Below are 14,838 nucleotides of genomic sequence, written 5' to 3'. Positions count from 1 at the left end.
GGGGGAAGCTGCGGAACCGTCGCAGCGGACGAGAGCGGACAGCGTGCGAGTTGACGACGACAGGCCGAGCCAGGGACCCATCGATCTGCTGGCAGGAGTGCCCGACGCCGTCTACCGTCTCGACCCCGACGGCCGGTTCACCTACCTGAACACCGCGGCCGAGGTGCTCCTGGAACGTCGCGCGGAGGCACTGCTCGGGCGCCCCGCCCTCGCCTGCTTCCCGGCCACCAAGGGGTCGGTCCTCGAGGACAACCTCCGGGCCGTGCTCGCCGACCGCTCGCCCCGGCAGTTCGAGTACCACTACGAGCCGCAGGCCCGCTGGTACGAGGTCAGGGCCTTCCCCGATCCCGGGGGCATCGCCGTCTTCTTCCGCGACGTCGATGCCCATCACCGGGACGACCAGGCCCGGGACGCGGAGATCCGGCAGCTCAACGCCGTCCTGGAGGCCCTGCCGTCCGCAACGGTCCTCGTCGACGGGAACGGCCGGATCCTCACCGCCAACCGCGCCTGGACCGCCAACGGGGAGCTGCTGCGCAGCAACGGCATCGCGCCGGGTGGCGTCGGCGACGACTACCTGGTCGCCATGTCCCGCGGACTGCGGCCGGCCGACCACGCCGCGATCGCCGTTGGTCTGCGGGCGCTGTGGGCCGAGCCGGAGGACGGGCCGCCCGGCTCCTTCGACTGCGAGTACTCCGCCGAGCTCGGTTCCGAGCTCACCTGGTTCCGCCTGCAGGCGACCCGGGTCGAGGGTTCGCCGAGAGTCGTCGTCACCCACACCGACATCACCGATCGGGTGCGCACCGAGCAGGCCATGGCCTGGCGGGCCGGTCACGACGAGCTGACCGGACTGCCCAACCGGACCACCATGCTCGAGATGGTCGGCTCCGCGCTCGCCCAGGGCCGGCCGAACGCCCCGGGCACCGCGCTGCTCGTCGTCGACCTCGACGGCTTCAAGACCGTCAACGACTCGCTGGGGCACCAGCTCGGCGACCTCCTGCTCAACCAGGTCGGCGGCCGGCTCGCCGAGCAGGTCCGTCCCGGGGACGCCGTCGGACGGCTGGGGGGCGACCAGTTCCTCGTGCTCGCCCGCGAGTGCGACTCGGCGGAGGCGGCCGCGCTGGCCTTCCGGCTGCAGACGACCTTCGGGCAGCCCTTCGTGGCCTCCGGCATCCCGGTCCCGCTCTCGGCCAGCATCGGGGTCGCGGCATCGCGGCCCGACGTGTGCGACCCGCACCAGTTGCTCAGCGACGCCGACGCCGCGATGTTCGCCGCCAAGAGCATGGGTCGCGACCGCATCCACCTCTTCTCGCCGGGGCTGCGCGAGGCCGCGCGCTGGCGGCTCGAGGTGGCGACGCGCCTGCGTGGGGAGGCGATCCACGAGCTCGTCGTCCACTACCAGCCGGTCGTGCGGCTCGACACCGGCGAGGTCGAGGGCATGGAGGCCTTGGTGCGCTGGCAGCATCCCGAGCGCGGTCTGTTGCCCCCCGATTCGTTCCTCTCCGTCGCAGAGGAGACCGGGCAGGTCATCCCGATCACGCGGTGGCTGCTCCAGGAAGCCACTCACCAGGCGGCCGACTGGGCGGCCCAGGGCCTGCCGCTGCGCATGTCGGTGAACGTCAGCGCGCGGCACTTCTCGGCGGAGACGCTGGTCAGGGACGTGCGAGTGGCGTTGCGCGACTCCGGGCTGCCGCCGGACCACCTCATCCTCGAACTGACCGAGACCAGTGTCGCCGAAGATCCCACGAGGGCCGAGGACCAGCTGACCCTGCTCCGCAGCCACGGTGTGCGGGTCGCGATCGACGACTTCGGCACCGGGTGGTCCTCGCTCGCCCAGCTGTTCTCCCTGCCGATCAGCACGCTGAAGATCGACCGGTCCCTGCTGAACGCAGCCGAGCGCGCCGTGGCCGGAGAGACCGGCGCGGTGCTGTCGGCGATCGTCGGCCTGACCCGCACCCTCGGCATCCGGTCGGTCGCCGAGGGCGTCGAGACGCCCGACCACCTGAGGATGGTCCGGGACGCCGGCTGCGACCTCGCCCAGGGCTGGCTGCTCGGGCGGGCCATGCCGGCCGAGGAGGTGCCCCGCTTCGTGCGCGCCGTCCACGCAGGCGGCGGGGACCTGTGCGCGCAGGCGGTGGCGGCCCGCGCGGTGTCCCGAGCCGGGTGATCCGCCGGCGCACGGTGCGGCGGGCGACCGCGCCCGCGGGGCCGCCCCCTGTTCTGCCTGGCTCCGCGGCTGTCATGGCGGCGGGGCAGACTGCTCCCGTGTCCGACAGCCCCGACGCCGCCACGGCGCCCCTGTCCGAGCCCGGTGCCGCCGGGGACGGCCGGTCCCGTCCACCGCTCGACCTGCTGATCTGGGACGCGCCGAACATCGACATGACCCTGTCGACCGTGATCGGTGCGCGGCCGACGGCCGCCTCGAGGCCGCGGTTCGACGCGATCGCCGCGTGGTTCGTCGAGGGCGCCGACTCCGCCCCCGCCCCGGAGTCGGTCGAGGTCGAGGCGTGCGTGTTCGCGAACATCCCGCCCCAGCCCGGCACGCTGCAGCGCTGGGTGGAGGCCCTGCGCGGGTTCGGATTCGCCGTGTTCGCCCGGCCGAAGACGCAGCCGGACGACGACATCGACCAGGACATGCTCGATCACATCGCCGTCCGGTCGCACAGCCACCAGCTGCGGCGGCTCGTCGTCTTCTCCGGCGACGGCCGCAACTTCGCCGAGCCGCTGGAGCAGCTGGTCCGTGCGGGCACCCGCGTGGTGGTCGTCGCCTTCAGCGAGGTGGCCGGCTACGCGATCAGCTCCGAACTGCTCGAGTTCATCGACATCGAGGACGTTCCGGGCGCCTTCGTGGAGCCCCTGGACCGGGTTCGCCTCGACGCACTGCCTCCGGACGGCGCCTGGCTCCGGCCGACCCGCAGCCTGCGCGAGTTCGTCAGCAGCTTCACCGCCCGCCGCGACCGCTGATCGGCGTTCCGCCACTCTTGCGAGGCTCACGCGTTCCGGTACGTTGTCGGTCGACGGCGTGGGCGAACGCCCTGGTCACCCGCAAGGGCCAGGCCATGAGCCGGCTCAGGTCGGAGGCGGGACGTGCCGATGAGGAGATGTGATCGCTGGTCTCGTGCACCGCGTCGCCGCGATGCTGCGTCGGGGTGACGTGCTGCCCCCGGCAGCGCCGTCGCCCGGCGCCGACGGTGCCGTGGGCGGCGACCGGCGGTCCCCGGACGCGCTGACCACGCGCTCGTCGCTGCGGGAGCTCACGGCGGCGGTGCCCGCGCTCCGTGACGAACTGGCCAACCGCGCCCGCACGGCCGGCCTGCTGGTGGGCATCGTCGCGGTGATCGCCGTGCCGACCTGGACCGTCGTCGACCGGCTCGCGGTGCCCCACCTGACCGAGCTCTTCCTGGTCGTCCGCCTCGCGTGCGACATCCCGATGCTGCTGGCGATGTATGCCCTCTGGCGCCTGCCCATCGGGCGCCGGAGGCCCGAGATCCTGACCTTCCTGGTGCTCGCCGTCGTCCAGATCGAGATCGCGTGGATGATCGTGCAGACGCACGGGCACGAGTACTACCTGCTCGGCTTCACCCTCGCCGTCTACGGCAGCGGCTGCATCCTCGTCGCCCGTCCGCGGTGGACGGCCGCCGTCGTCGCGCTCTCGTGGCTGGCGCTGGCCTTCTTCGCGGCCGTCCAGCCGGGCCGCCTGGCGGCCGAGGAACTCATCACCGTCAGCGTCTTCCTGGCCACCGCCTCCCTGATCGGCATGCTCGCCCACCTGCGGCGGTACGCCCTCAACCAGCGCGAACTCGTCACCCGCGTGCGCCTCGAGCGGGAGCAGCAGCGCACCGGCATCCTGCTCGCCCAGCTGGAGCGCCTCAGCCACGAGGACGCGCTCACCGGCTTGGCCAACCGCCGCCGCTGGGACTCCGAGCTGGGCGACGCCTGCACCGACGCGCGCCGGCGCGAGACCGTCGTCGCGATGGTGCTGGTCGACATCGACCACTTCAAGACGATCAACGACCGCCACGGCCACCCGGGCGGTGACGAGGCCCTGCGCCACGTGGCGGCGCTGCTGTCCCGCCGGGTCCGGAACGGCGACCTCGTCGCCCGTCTGGGCGGTGACGAGCTCGCCGTCCTGATGCCCGGAGCCGATCTGGAACGGGCCTGCGAACTGGCCGAGACCCTGCGGGTCGAGGCCGCCGAGCTGCGACCGGACGGCTTCGGGCCGCGGGAGATCAGCCTCTCCCTCGGGGTCGCGACCGCCACGGGGCACGAGGCCTACCCGGTGGAGCTCCTGGCGCGCGCCGACGAGCAGCTCTACCGCGCGAAGATCACCCGCAACGCGGTCGGCTCCCCCCGTCGCGACGCGTCCATCCCGCTCCCCCGCTGAGGCGCCGCGACACGTGTCCTTTGCCCGCCTCGGGGAAGGAACAGCCGGTACCCGGCGGCGAGGAGCGACGATGGCGGTCTGCGAGGTCTGCGGGAACGACTACGACATGAGCTTCGAGGTCATCGCCCAGGGGGCGAGACACACCTTCGACAGCTTCGAGTGCGCGATCCACCGGATGGCGCCGGTGTGCGAACACTGCGGCTGCCGGGTCATCGGGCACGGCGTGGTCGTGGAGGGGCACTTCTACTGCTGCGCCCACTGCGCCCGGCACGTCCACGACGGCGCAGCGGTCAGCGACCGCGCCTGAACCAGCCGGGCAGTGGTGCGCTCGCGGCCCACGCCGGACACGCGGACCGCCCCGTCCGCCGGGTCGGCAGTGCGACCGGCGGACGGGGCGGTGGGTGCGGACGCGGGCTACGCGCGGGCGCCGACGCGCTGCTCGGGTAGCGCTGCGACGGGCAGGTCGATCGACTGCTCCGGCACCGTGGGACGCCGCTGGACGGTCCAGGCGTAGCCGAAGGCCACGAGCAGGCCCCCGACCACGTTGCCAGGGATCGTCCAGGCGAGGTTGTGCCCGAGGTCGGACCAGGCGGCCAGGCCGTCGAAGATGGCGAGGGAGAACGTCGTCATGTTGGCGACCGAGTGCTCGAAGCCGGAACCGATGAACGCCAGCAGACCCCACCACAGCACCATCAGCTTGGCGCCGTCGCTGGTGGCGCGCGCGGCCATCCACAGCGCCAGGCAGACCAGGGCGTTGCAGAGCACGGCGCGCCAGAACAGCTCGGGCCCGGTGGCCTGGTTCTTGGCGGCCACGATGGTCGAGAGCAGGGCGTGCGCCGGCGAGCCGGCGTCGGCCGTCGCGCCGGATCGGAGCACCCCGCTGAAGGTCACGGCGAGGGCCAGCGCGAGGGAGCCGATCGCGTTCCCGATCAGGGAGACGACGTTGACCGTGGCCGCGGCGCCGTACCCGACCGTTCGCCGCCGCAGGCCATGGGTCATCACCATGACGTTGCCGGTGAACAGCTCGGCGCCCGCGAAGACCACCAGGGTGAGCGCCAGACCGAAGACGGCGCCCTGCACGAGCTTCGTCACCGGGGAGCCGGCGGCGGCGAGGGGAGCGGAGACGCTGACGAGCAGCACGACCGCCATGCCGACGTAACAGCCGGCCAGCACCGCGCTGACCAGGTAGCTCGGAGGTCGCCGCACGGCGGCGGCCTTCGCCGCCGCCGAGGCCGCGGTTGCCTCCACCGTCTCGGGCACGGACAGGGGCATCAGCGGGCCGGTCCGACCGGCGCCTCGTCGTCGACCCACGGGCGCGACGAGTGCTTGGCCTTGAAGTAGTCGCCGCCCTTGCGGACGACGTCGTCGGTGCCCCACGCCTGGGGGACGTCCGAGCGCTTGATCATCTGAGGGATGTGCTTCGAGCAGTGGATGTAGGCCTCCACGACCTCGACGCTCACCCAGCGCTCGGGCTTGCGGCCACCCTCCTCCAGCAGCCCCTCGAGGACGCCGGCCGGGAGGGGGTCGCGGGCCAGGAGGTCCTCGTTCTCGAGGATGGCGGCGCGGCCGTTGATGTGCAGGCCGATGGCGTCGCCGCAGAAGTCGATGAAGAGCAGTCCGATGTGACCGTTCTCCACGATGTTGCCGAGGCTTCCCATCACGCCGTTGCCCCGGTACTCGGGGTAGACCACGGTGCGCTCGTCGAGCACGCTGACGAAGCCGGGGGGCCCTGCCCGGAAGGAGCAGTCGGCCTCGCCCGCACCGTCGGCCGTGGCGACGAACATCATCTCCATGCGGGCCACGAACTCCTGCATGTGGTCGTTCAGGTGGTCGAGCATCTGGTGGTTGTAGAACCCGCGGGCGCGAGCGGCGGTGTTGTACCGCTCCTGCAGCAGGTGTTCACCCATGGAGCCAGGCATGTCGGATTCCCTCGTTCGTCGGAGGAGGAGGAGCGGGTCAGTGGGAGGTGACGAGGCCGGCGCTGTCGTCCGGGGCGGCGGGCCGCGGCGAAGGAACGCGCTGGGCGGCCACGTCGGCGCCCGTCATCGGCGTGTGCGGTGACAGCAGCAGGACCTCCAGCGAGCGGGCGTCCAGCGGCCGGGCGAAGAAGTAGCCCTGCGCGATGTCGCAGTTGAGCGTCTGCAGCTCGCGGACGTGCTCGCTGCGCTCGACACCTTCGGCGACGGTCTCGAGGCGCAGGGTCTTGGCCAGCGCGACGATGGTCCGGGCGACGGCCGACTCCTCGACGTTCTGACCGCCGAGCCCGTCCACGAAGGACTTGTCGATCTTGAGGATGTCGATGGGGAAGCGCTGGAGGTAGGTGAGCGACGAGTAGCCGGTGCCGAAGTCGTCGATGGCCAGCCGGACACCGAGCTCCTTGAGGGCGTTCAGCGTCGCGATGGTCGCCGAGGTGTCGTTCATCAGGACGGTCTCGGTGATCTCGAGGACCAGGAGCTCCGGCGGGAAGTCGAAGTCCCGGAGCGCCGCGGCCACCTCGTCGGCCAGCCGCGACTGCTGGAGCTGACGACCCGAGAGGTTGACGCTGATGGTCAGCGGCGGGTTGTCCGGGAAGGTGTTCATCCACTCCCGGCCCTGCGCACAGGCCGCACGCAGCACCCAGCGCCCCAGGTCGTTGATCAGACCGGTCTCCTCGGCGATGGGGATGAACTCCATCGGCGGGACGAGGCCGCGATCCGGGTGGACCCAGCGGAGGAGGGCCTCCACGCCCACGAGCGTGTTGGTCTGCAGGTCGATCTGCGGCTGGAAGTGCAGGATGAACTGGTCCCGCTCCAGTGCCCGGTGGAGGTCGTTCACGATCTCCAGCCGGCGCACCGCGCCGGCGCGCATGCCGGCGTCGAACACCTCGTGCCGGGCACGACCGTCCTCCTTGGCCCGGTACATGGCGGCGTCGGCGTCGCGGAGCAGGTTGTTGGCCGTGCAGTCGGGCCCGCCGGAGACGGCGATGCCGATGCTGGCCGTCACGAAGACCTCTTCGCCCGCGAGATCGAAGGGCGCGGCGAGCGCGCTGGTGATGCGCTCGGCCAGGCCCTCGGCGTCGCGCTCGTCGGCGACGGACTCGGCCAGGATGATGAACTCGTCACCGCCGAAGCGGGCCACCGTGTCGCCGGGGCGGAGGATCGCCCGCAGCCGCACGGCGATGCCGCACAGCAGCTTGTCACCGGCGGCGTGCCCGAGGCTGTCGTTGATCAGCTTGAAGTGGTCGAGGTCCACGAAGACGACCGCGGCACTGCCCCGGTTGCGCTGCGCCAGGGCGACCTCCAGCCGGTCGAGCAGCAGCGTGCGGTTGGGCAGCCCGGTCAGCGGGTCGTGCAGCGCGTGGTGGGTCAGCTGCTCGCGGGCGAGCTCGCGTTCGATCACGCGCCCCAGCTGGCTGCCGATCTGCTCCATGACCTTGCACAGGTCCTCGTCGGGCTCCAGCCGCTCGGAGGTGAAGAACTCCAGGACCGCGACGACCTCGGTGTCCACCATGACGGGGAAGGCGAAGGCGGCCGCCAGGCCGCTCTCGCGCGCGGCGTCGCGCCGCGGGAAGTTGTCGTCGATGGTGACGTCGGAGATCCAGCACGCCTGCTTGGCGGCCAGCGCGCGTCCCGGCAGGCCGGTCCCGGGGGCGAACGGGGTGGCGCGGGTCGCCGCCAGGAACGGCTGCAGGCGGTCGTCGTCCGGGTGGGTCCAGATGTTCGACGGCAGCAGCTGGTCCCGGCTCTCCTCGTCGATCTCGTAGATGTGGGCGACCTTCCAGCCGGTGTGCTCGGCGATCAGTCGCATGCCCGCCTCGAGCGCCTCCCGGCCGCTGGAGCTCTCGTTCGAGGCCACGCTGACCCGCTGGAGCAGCTTGACGAAGCCGGCCTCCCGGGCGAGAGCGTCCTCGGCGCGCTTGCGCTCGGTGATGTCGCGGAGGATGCCGGTGAAGAAGCGGCCGTCGCCCTCCGACCAGTGGGACAGGGACAGCTCGACGGGGAACTCCGTGCCGTCCTTGCGCAGCGCGTGGACCTCCACGGCACCCGATCCGATGACGCGCGGCTCGCCGGTGAGCAGGAAGCGGCCCATGCCGCGCTCGTGGGCGTCCCGGTACCGCTCAGGCATCAGCACGGTGAGCGGCTTGCCGATCACATCCGCCTCGGTGTAGCCGAACATCGCCTCGCCGCCGCGGTTCCAGCTCACGATGAGCCCGCGGGCGTCGGCCGAGACGATCGCGTCGCTCGCGGACTCGGTCACCGCCCGGTACTTCATCTCGAGCTGACGCATGGCCGCCTCGGTCTGCGCCCGGCCGGCGACGTCCTGGAACCAGAAGATGGCGATCGGCTGCCCGTCGTGCGACACCAGCGAGCTCACGAAGTCCACCGCCAGCGACGTGCCGTCGATCTGGACCAGGTTGGTCGAGCCACGCGCGGGGCGACCGGCGTGGATCGGCGCGCACAGCGGGCAGGCGTCCGCCGGCTCGTCGGCGGGCCGGCCGTGGTGCTCGTCGTGGACGACGGTGCCGAGCAGCAGGGTGCGGACCGTCCCCAGCAGGCGGGCCGCGGCCTCGTTGGCCATGATGCAGCGCCCGTCCATGTCGACGGCGTAGACGCCCTGGTCGGTGATCGCCAGGAGCCGGTCGGCGAGGGTGGGAGCCTCGAGGCCGGCGGCCGCGGCGGTGGCGCGCCGGTTGCGGGACAGCAGCTTCATGCCACCGTGATCGGCTCCGGTGGAATGGTCCTTGAACGGTTCCGCGAAATCCGTCACCCCAACGAGATATCGCGACCGGGTTCCCTTTCAGGAGCCGTGGATGCCCTGGGTGCCCAGCCATTCCAGCGTCGCGTTCGCGACTTCTCTCCAGCCCGAGTCGACCGTGAGCGAATGCCCTCGGTCGGGGAACCGGCGGAACTCGGTCACCGCCGACGACTTCTGGTACTTCCGGTAGGCGGCCCGGGTCAGGCTGTCGGGAATGGTCCGGTCGAGCCCGCCGGAGACGATCAGCAGCGGCGCCCGGTCGGACCTGCGGGTGTCCACCGCGGTGGCCGCCCGGGTGCGCGGGGTCATGTTCGCCAGCGCCGCCTGGAACAGCGGCCGGCCCGGCCCCGGGATGGTGTACAGCTCGTGCAGTCGCGCCGACTCGTCCTCCGGCAGTGCGTTGCCGAATGCCTGCCGGAACTGCTGCGGCGTGAGGCTCACCGACCGCTTGCGGTTCGCCGGGTTCCTCAGCACCGGGAAGACGGTGCGCACCTGAGCCGGTGGGACGCGGACGACGCCGCGCACCTGAGCCGGGTCGATCGCCACCCCGGCGCGACCGAGGCCCCGGTCCACCAGCGCGAGCACCACGAGGCCACCGAAGGAGTGGCCGATCAGCACGGGCGGCTCCGGCAGGTCCTCGACGATGCGGGCGTGGTGGTCGATCACCTCGTCGATGCCGACGCCGGCCTGGCTCTCCGGGTGCGCCCGGGCTTCGGCCACGGTCTCGGGGACGCCGGGCCACTCGGGCAGGACCGGGTCGAAGCCGGCGTCGCGGAAGCACTCCGCCCAGGGCTGCCAGCTCGTCGAGTGGAGCCAGAGTCCGTGGACGAAGACGACGGGCACACCGGAACCAGGCATCGGAACTCCTCCGCGGGCCATCAGAGCAACGAGGACACTGCGATAGGGGGCACTGTGTCGCCGGACGTGCGAGGAGGGTGACGCGGACCACCTGACCCTTCGGAGTGGGGCCCGGTCGGCGAGCGCTTCCTGACGGTGAGTGATTGGTCGATGACCTAGGCGGGGCGCAGATGGTTGCGTCCTGCGGCGCGTCGCGACCGGGGGGCGTGGTAGGGCCCAGGCCCGGCGGCTACCGTTCCCCACCGCGGGGACCTGCGGCCCGACTGCTCGTCCGAGCTCGGCGCCGGCGCGCCCCGCGGTACAGATCGGAGAGGACCAATGACGAGCGTTCCCGGGGTCGACCACCCGGAGGAGCAGACCGAAGCCGAGGTCACGCTCACCGGTCGCGGCATCTCGGTGAGCTCGCGCGTCGAGGTCGTCCAGAACGAGTACATCTCGGTGCGCCCCTCGGTGGGGGACTTCGTCGACCAGGTCGTCGTCAAGGTGGGCGACGTCGTCGAGCTGTTCTGGAAGACCGAGGACTCCCAGCGCGCGCTGCCCGCCGAGGTCACCGACGTCGAGAGCGGGGCCGTCGTCCGCTGGCGCATGCGGGCGACCGGGCCGGCGGAGGTCAGCCAGCGCCGCAAGGCCGTCCGTGGACGAGTCTCGGTCCCGGTCACCGCCGAGTACGGGTCCATCGACCTCAAGGGCGAGACCATCGACATCAGCGAGGCGGGCCTGCGGGCCGAGTTCGAGGGCCTCGGTGTCCCGCCGGAGGCCGGCGCGAAGCTCGTCCTGCTGCTCCAGCTCGAGGACGGCGCCTTCAAGACCACGGCCGAGGTGGTCCGCACCAACGCCCGCGGCGCTCGCTGGGTGATGTCGATCCGCTTCGTCAACATCCAGGAGCGCGACCAGGACCGCGTCCGGCGCCGCGTCTTCCAGGCGCTCCGGGAGGAGCGGGCCAGGAAGGCCGACGACTCGCCGCCGGACCTGCGCGGCTGATCGGCGGGTAGCCAGGGCGCGGGTGGGATAGGAGAGCCGGTGTGACCTCCGCCCCGCCGCTCCGGCTGCCCGATGCCCTCGCGGCGCTGCGGAACCACCTGACCGCCGTCCCCCTGGGACTGGCCACTCCCGACCGGGACGCCGCGCGTCGCTCGGCCCGCGCCGTCGCCGACCAGATCGACGACTACTTGCTGCCGCGCCTGCGGGACCTCGACGCGCCCCTGCTGACCGTCGTCGGGGGCTCGACGGGAGCTGGCAAGTCCACGCTGGTCAACAGCCTCGTCGGCGCGCCCGTCACCACGGCCGGCGTGCTCCGGCCGACCACGCGCGCCCCCGTGCTGGTCTGCGCCCGCGCCGACGTCGGGTCCTTCTCCGGCGACCGCGTCCTCCCGGGCCTCGCGCGGGTCACCGGCGGGGGCGGCGGTCCGGGCACGGTCCAGCTCGTGGCGAGGGACGACGTCCCCGCCGGACTGGCCCTGTTGGACGCCCCCGACGTCGACTCGGTCGTCGAGTCCAACCGCGAGCTGGCCGGCCAACTGCTGGCCGCCGCGGACCTCTGGGTTTTCGTCACGACGGCTGCCCGCTACGCCGACGCCGTCCCCTGGGACCTGCTGCGGACGGCGCAGGAACGCGGCACCGCCCTCGCCGTCGTGCTCGACCGCGTTCCTCCCGAGGCCGCCGCCGAGGTGGCCGCCGACCTGCACGGCATGCTGCAGCGCGCGGGTCTGGCGACCGCCCGGCTGTTCGTCATCGAGGAGCGGCCACTCGCCGAGGGGCGGCTGCCCGAGGACCAGGTGGCGCCGCTGCGCAGCTGGCTGCACGGGCTGGCCGCCGACCAGGAGGCCCGAGCCGCCGTCGTCCGGCAGACCCTCACCGGGGCGCTGGACAGCCTGGAGCAGCGGGTGACCGGCGTGGCCGTCGCCGTCGATGCCCAGGCCGCCGCCGCCGATGCGCTGCGCTCGGCCGCCACCGCGGCGTACGACGGCGCCCGCGAGGGGATCGACGCGGGGGTGCGCAGCGGCACCCTCCTGCGCGGCGAGGTGCTGGCCCGCTGGCAGGAGTTCGTCGGTACCGGTGAGTGGATGCGGGCGCTGCAGAACCAGGTGAGCCGCCTGCGGGACCGCCTGGTGAGCGCGGTGACCGGGCGACCGACGCCCGTCGAGGGCCTGCAGGACGCCCTCGAGAGCAGCGTCGAGCAGCTGCTGCGCGCGGAGGCCGACCGCGCCGCCGAGCGGACGGTCACCGCCTGGCGAGGGCTGCCCGGCGGGGCCGACCTGGTCGCCGGCGGCGAGCGCGAACTGGAACAGGCGTCGCCGGACTTCGCCGAGGCCGCGGGGGCGCAGGTGCGCGACTGGCAGGGCGCGGTCCTCGACCTCGTCCGCGATCAGGGCGCCGACAAGCGCACGCAGGCCCGGCTGCTCTCCTGGGGCGTCAACGGCGCCGGCGCGGTGGTCATGGTCGCGGTCTTCGCCTCCACCGGCGGACTGACCGGCGGCGAGGTCGCCGTCGCCGGCGGTACGACCGCCGTCGGCCAGCGGGTGCTCGAGGCGGTCTTCGGCGACGCGGCCGTCCGCTCCCTGGCCGCCCGGGCGCGGGAGGACCTGGAGTCGCGCGCCGACCAGCTGTTGCGCTTCGAGCAGGAGCGCTTCGACGTCCTCGTCGCCCAGGCGGCGCCGTCCCGGGCGCACGCCGATGACCTGCGCGCCGCACTGCGCGACCTCGCCGCCGCCCGGCGGGCTCCCGCGTGAGGCGGGAGCAGTCGCTCGCCGACCGGCTCGCGGCACTCCGCGAGGCCGTGGAGGTGACCGAGGGCCGCCTCGAGGTGCCCGAGGTCGGCCGGGCGCGGGCCCTCCTGGCCAAGGCGGGTGCACGGGCAGCGCTGGGCGACGCGACGGTCGTGGCGCTCGCCGGGGCCACCGGGAGCGGGAAGTCCACGCTGTTCAACGCGCTGTCGGGGAGCGAGGTCAGCACGCCGGGCGTCCGCCGGCCGACCACCGGCGTCGCGCACGCCACGACCTGGGGGTCCGACGACCGCGCCGAGGAAGCGGACCGGCTGCTGGACTGGTTGGAGGTGCCCCGCCGGCACCGGCACGCCCCCGAGCCGGCCCTGGACGGCCTGGTGCTGCTCGACCTGCCCGACCACGACAGCGTCCGGCTCGAGCACCGCCTCGAGGTCGACCGCCTGGTCGGTCTGGTCGACGTGCTGGTGTGGGTCCTCGACCCGGAGAAGTACGCCGACGCCGCCGTCCACGACCGCTACCTGGCGCCGCTGGCGGCCACTCCGGCGTGCTGCTCGTCGTCCTCAACCAGATCGACCGCCTCGACCCGCGCGCCGCGAAGGAGTGCCTGACCGATCTGCGGGCGCTGCTCGAGCGCGAGGGCCTGGGCGCCGTCCCGGTGCTGGGGCTCTCCGCCCGCACCGGTGTCGGCGTCGCCGAGCTGCGGGGCGAGCTCGCCCGCCGGGTCGCCGCTCGACGGGCGGCTACCGACCGGCTCACCGCCGACGTCCGCGCGGTGGCCGCGGAGCTGGCCGCCCACTGCCCCGAGGACGGCCCCGCCGCACTGGGCCGGCGGGACCGCGGGGACCTGCTCGGCGACCTCGGTGATGCCTTCGCGGCGGCGGCCGGCGTGCCCGCGGTCGTCGCCGCTGTCGAGCGGTCGACCCTGCGGGACGGCGTGGCCCGCACCGGCTGGCCGCTGATCCGGTGGACGCGCAAGCTCCGGGCCGATCCGCTGGCGCGGCTGCACCTGGGCGACGAGCGGTCCCGCACCTCGCTGCCGCCGGCCGGCGCGGTCGAGCTGGCCGGCGTGAGCACCGCCGTCCGGCGGGCCCGCGACACGATGGCCGAGGGGCTGCCGCAGTCCTGGCGCGACGACCTGCGGCGCACCGTCGAGGTGTCGGAGACCCGGCTGGCCGACCGGCTGGACCGCGCGGTGGCCGGCACGGACCTGGGCCCGGCGCGGGTCCCCCTCTGGCAGCGGGGCGTGGGCGGCCTCCAGTGGCTGCTCGCGCTGACCGCCCTCGTCGGCGCCCTGTGGTTGCTCGCGCTCGTCGTCCTCGGGCTCTTCCAGCTCGACGACGTGGTCCCGCTGCCCCGGGTCGAGGGTGTGCCCCTGCCCACGTTGCTCGTCGTCGGCGGGCTCCTGGCCGGCGTGCTGCTCGCGCTGGTGTCCCGGCCGCTGGTCGGGTTGCGCGCCCGCCGGCGCGGCCGGGTGGTCGACCGGCGGCTGCGCTCGGCGGTGGAGGCGGTGGCCGAGGAGGAGGTCCTCGCACCCATGGCCGCGGTGCGTGCCGACGCCGCCCGCTTCCGGACGGCGGTGCAGCGGGCGCGGCGGTGAGCTCAGTCCCGGTGGATCTCCGGGGACCGGGGCTCGGGCAGCCGGCTGCGCCGTTCCTCGGTCGGCTCCCCGCGGCCGGACGGCAGCCGCGCCCACACGTGCTTGCGCCCGGGCCGTCTCTCGTAGCCGTAGCTGGTGGACAGCTGGGCGACCAGGTGCAACCCCATGCCGCCCAGTGCCGGATCGCGGTCGACGGCCGGGACGGGCGGGCGCTCGGGGGCCTCGTCGCTGAGGTCTAGCAGCCAGCCGCTCGGGCCGGCGACCACCAGCGCGCGCACGTCCCCGCCGCCGTGCCGGAGGGCGTTCGACGCCAGCTCCTCGAAGACCAGCAGCAGGCCGTCGCGGGCGTCCTCCGTGGAGCCCGCGGAGACCGAGGGGTGGGCGATGCGGGCCCGCAGGTCGCTGCGGACGCGCGAGACCACGTGCATCGCCTCCAGCTGCCAGTGCCAGACGTCACCCGGGACGGAGGGGACGGGGGCGCACGGCCAGCCGTGGTCGGGGGGCCGGTCGTCGGCACGGTCGGCGCCCGTCTCCCGGCCCATCGC

At 73.6% G+C, this 14,838-nt stretch carries 13 protein-coding genes; 8 read left to right on the top strand and 5 right to left on the bottom strand.

From position 1 onward, the window contains the following. The first annotated feature begins 97 nt into the window (after nt 1-97). The 4 genes from MVA48_RS15970 (at nt 98) to MVA48_RS15955 (ending at nt 4,688) form a co-directional block, all read left to right on the top strand. Nucleotides 98-2,164, top strand: a complete 2,067-nt coding sequence (locus MVA48_RS15970; protein WP_246981679.1) for a putative bifunctional diguanylate cyclase/phosphodiesterase — start codon at nt 98-100, stop codon at nt 2,162-2,164. A gap of 98 nt (nt 2,165-2,262) precedes the next feature. Next, entirely contained in the window at nt 2,263-2,961 is a 699-nt protein-coding gene (locus MVA48_RS15965) for an NYN domain-containing protein (protein ID WP_246981678.1), read from the top strand. Between the two features lie 139 nt (nt 2,962-3,100). After that, a complete protein-coding gene (locus tag MVA48_RS15960; RefSeq protein WP_246981677.1) occupies nt 3,101-4,381 on the top strand; it encodes a GGDEF domain-containing protein in 1,281 nt (426 codons plus the stop codon). Between the two features lie 70 nt (nt 4,382-4,451). Further along, nucleotides 4,452-4,688 carry a hypothetical protein gene (locus MVA48_RS15955; RefSeq protein WP_246981676.1) on the top strand — a complete coding sequence of 79 codons (237 nt, stop codon included), beginning with the start codon at nt 4,452-4,454 and terminating at the stop codon, nt 4,686-4,688. 107 nt (nt 4,689-4,795) lie between these two features. Here MVA48_RS15955 and MVA48_RS15950 read toward each other — a convergent pair whose 3' ends face one another. The 4 genes from MVA48_RS15950 to MVA48_RS15935 all read right to left on the bottom strand — a co-directional run bounded on the left by MVA48_RS15950 (nt 4,796) and on the right by MVA48_RS15935 (nt 9,973). Further along, complete coding sequence (locus tag MVA48_RS15950; protein ID WP_246981675.1) at nt 4,796-5,641, bottom strand: formate/nitrite transporter family protein; 846 nt, start codon at nt 5,639-5,641, stop codon at nt 4,796-4,798. Nucleotides 5,642-5,652: 11 nt separating this feature from the next. Then, nucleotides 5,653-6,288, bottom strand: a complete 636-nt coding sequence (locus MVA48_RS15945; protein ID WP_246981674.1) for a pyridoxamine 5'-phosphate oxidase family protein — start codon at nt 6,286-6,288, stop codon at nt 5,653-5,655. 49 nt (nt 6,289-6,337) lie between these two features. Then, nucleotides 6,338-9,070, bottom strand: coding sequence for a sensor domain-containing protein (locus MVA48_RS15940; protein WP_246981673.1), 2,733 nt, complete (start codon nt 9,068-9,070; stop codon nt 6,338-6,340). Between the two features lie 87 nt (nt 9,071-9,157). Then, nucleotides 9,158-9,973: an alpha/beta hydrolase gene (locus MVA48_RS15935; RefSeq protein ID WP_246981672.1), complete on the bottom strand. Its 816-nt coding sequence runs from the start codon at nt 9,971-9,973 to the stop codon at nt 9,158-9,160. A gap of 318 nt (nt 9,974-10,291) precedes the next feature. On the opposite strand from MVA48_RS15935, the gene MVA48_RS15930 reads away from it, so the two are divergent. Genes MVA48_RS15930 through MVA48_RS15915 form a run of 4 tightly spaced genes read left to right on the top strand, consistent with a single transcriptional unit; the run spans nt 10,292 to nt 14,293 of the window. Beyond that, complete coding sequence (locus MVA48_RS15930) at nt 10,292-10,954, top strand: PilZ domain-containing protein (RefSeq protein WP_246981671.1); 663 nt, start codon at nt 10,292-10,294, stop codon at nt 10,952-10,954. 41 nt (nt 10,955-10,995) lie between these two features. Next, nucleotides 10,996-12,702 (top strand): ABC transporter, encoded by a 1,707-nt coding sequence (locus tag MVA48_RS15925; protein WP_246981670.1) that lies wholly within the window; start codon nt 10,996-10,998, stop codon nt 12,700-12,702. After that, complete coding sequence (locus MVA48_RS15920) at nt 12,699-13,304, top strand: GTPase (RefSeq protein ID WP_246981669.1); 606 nt, start codon at nt 12,699-12,701, stop codon at nt 13,302-13,304. Before MVA48_RS15925 ends, MVA48_RS15920 begins: the two co-directional genes overlap by 4 nt. Next, on the top strand, nt 13,241-14,293 hold the full coding sequence (locus MVA48_RS15915; protein ID WP_246981668.1) for a hypothetical protein: 1,053 nt from the start codon (nt 13,241-13,243) through the stop codon (nt 14,291-14,293). The genes MVA48_RS15920 and MVA48_RS15915 overlap by 64 nt, the downstream gene beginning before the upstream one ends. 2 nt (nt 14,294-14,295) lie before the next feature. Here the strand turns inward: MVA48_RS15915 and MVA48_RS15910 are convergent, their stop codons facing one another. Then, nucleotides 14,296-14,835: an ATP-binding protein gene (locus MVA48_RS15910; protein WP_246981667.1), complete on the bottom strand. Its 540-nt coding sequence runs from the start codon at nt 14,833-14,835 to the stop codon at nt 14,296-14,298. Between the last annotated feature and the right edge of the window lie 3 nt (nt 14,836-14,838).

Source organism: Blastococcus sp. PRF04-17, from assembly GCF_023016265.1.
Taxonomy (GTDB): domain Bacteria; phylum Actinomycetota; class Actinomycetes; order Mycobacteriales; family Geodermatophilaceae; genus Blastococcus_B.
Note: the sequence above shows the minus strand (reverse complement) of the source record. Positions and strands in the feature narration are given on the sequence as shown.

Excerpts from the sequence above, each read along its gene's own strand:
- MVA48_RS15955 (WP_246981676.1), top strand. The coding sequence starts at position 4,452 with ATGGCGGTCTGCGAGGTCTGCGGGAACGACTACGACATGAGCTTCGAG.
- MVA48_RS15945 (WP_246981674.1), bottom strand. The coding sequence starts at position 6,288 with ATGGGTGAACACCTGCTGCAGGAGCGGTACAACACCGCCGCTCGCGCC.
- MVA48_RS15940 (WP_246981673.1), bottom strand. The coding sequence starts at position 9,070 with ATGAAGCTGCTGTCCCGCAACCGGCGCGCCACCGCCGCGGCCGCCGGC.
- MVA48_RS15935 (WP_246981672.1), bottom strand. The coding sequence starts at position 9,973 with ATGCCTGGTTCCGGTGTGCCCGTCGTCTTCGTCCACGGACTCTGGCTC.
- MVA48_RS15930 (WP_246981671.1), top strand. The coding sequence starts at position 10,292 with ATGACGAGCGTTCCCGGGGTCGACCACCCGGAGGAGCAGACCGAAGCC.
- MVA48_RS15910 (WP_246981667.1), bottom strand. The coding sequence starts at position 14,835 with ATGGGCCGGGAGACGGGCGCCGACCGTGCCGACGACCGGCCCCCCGAC.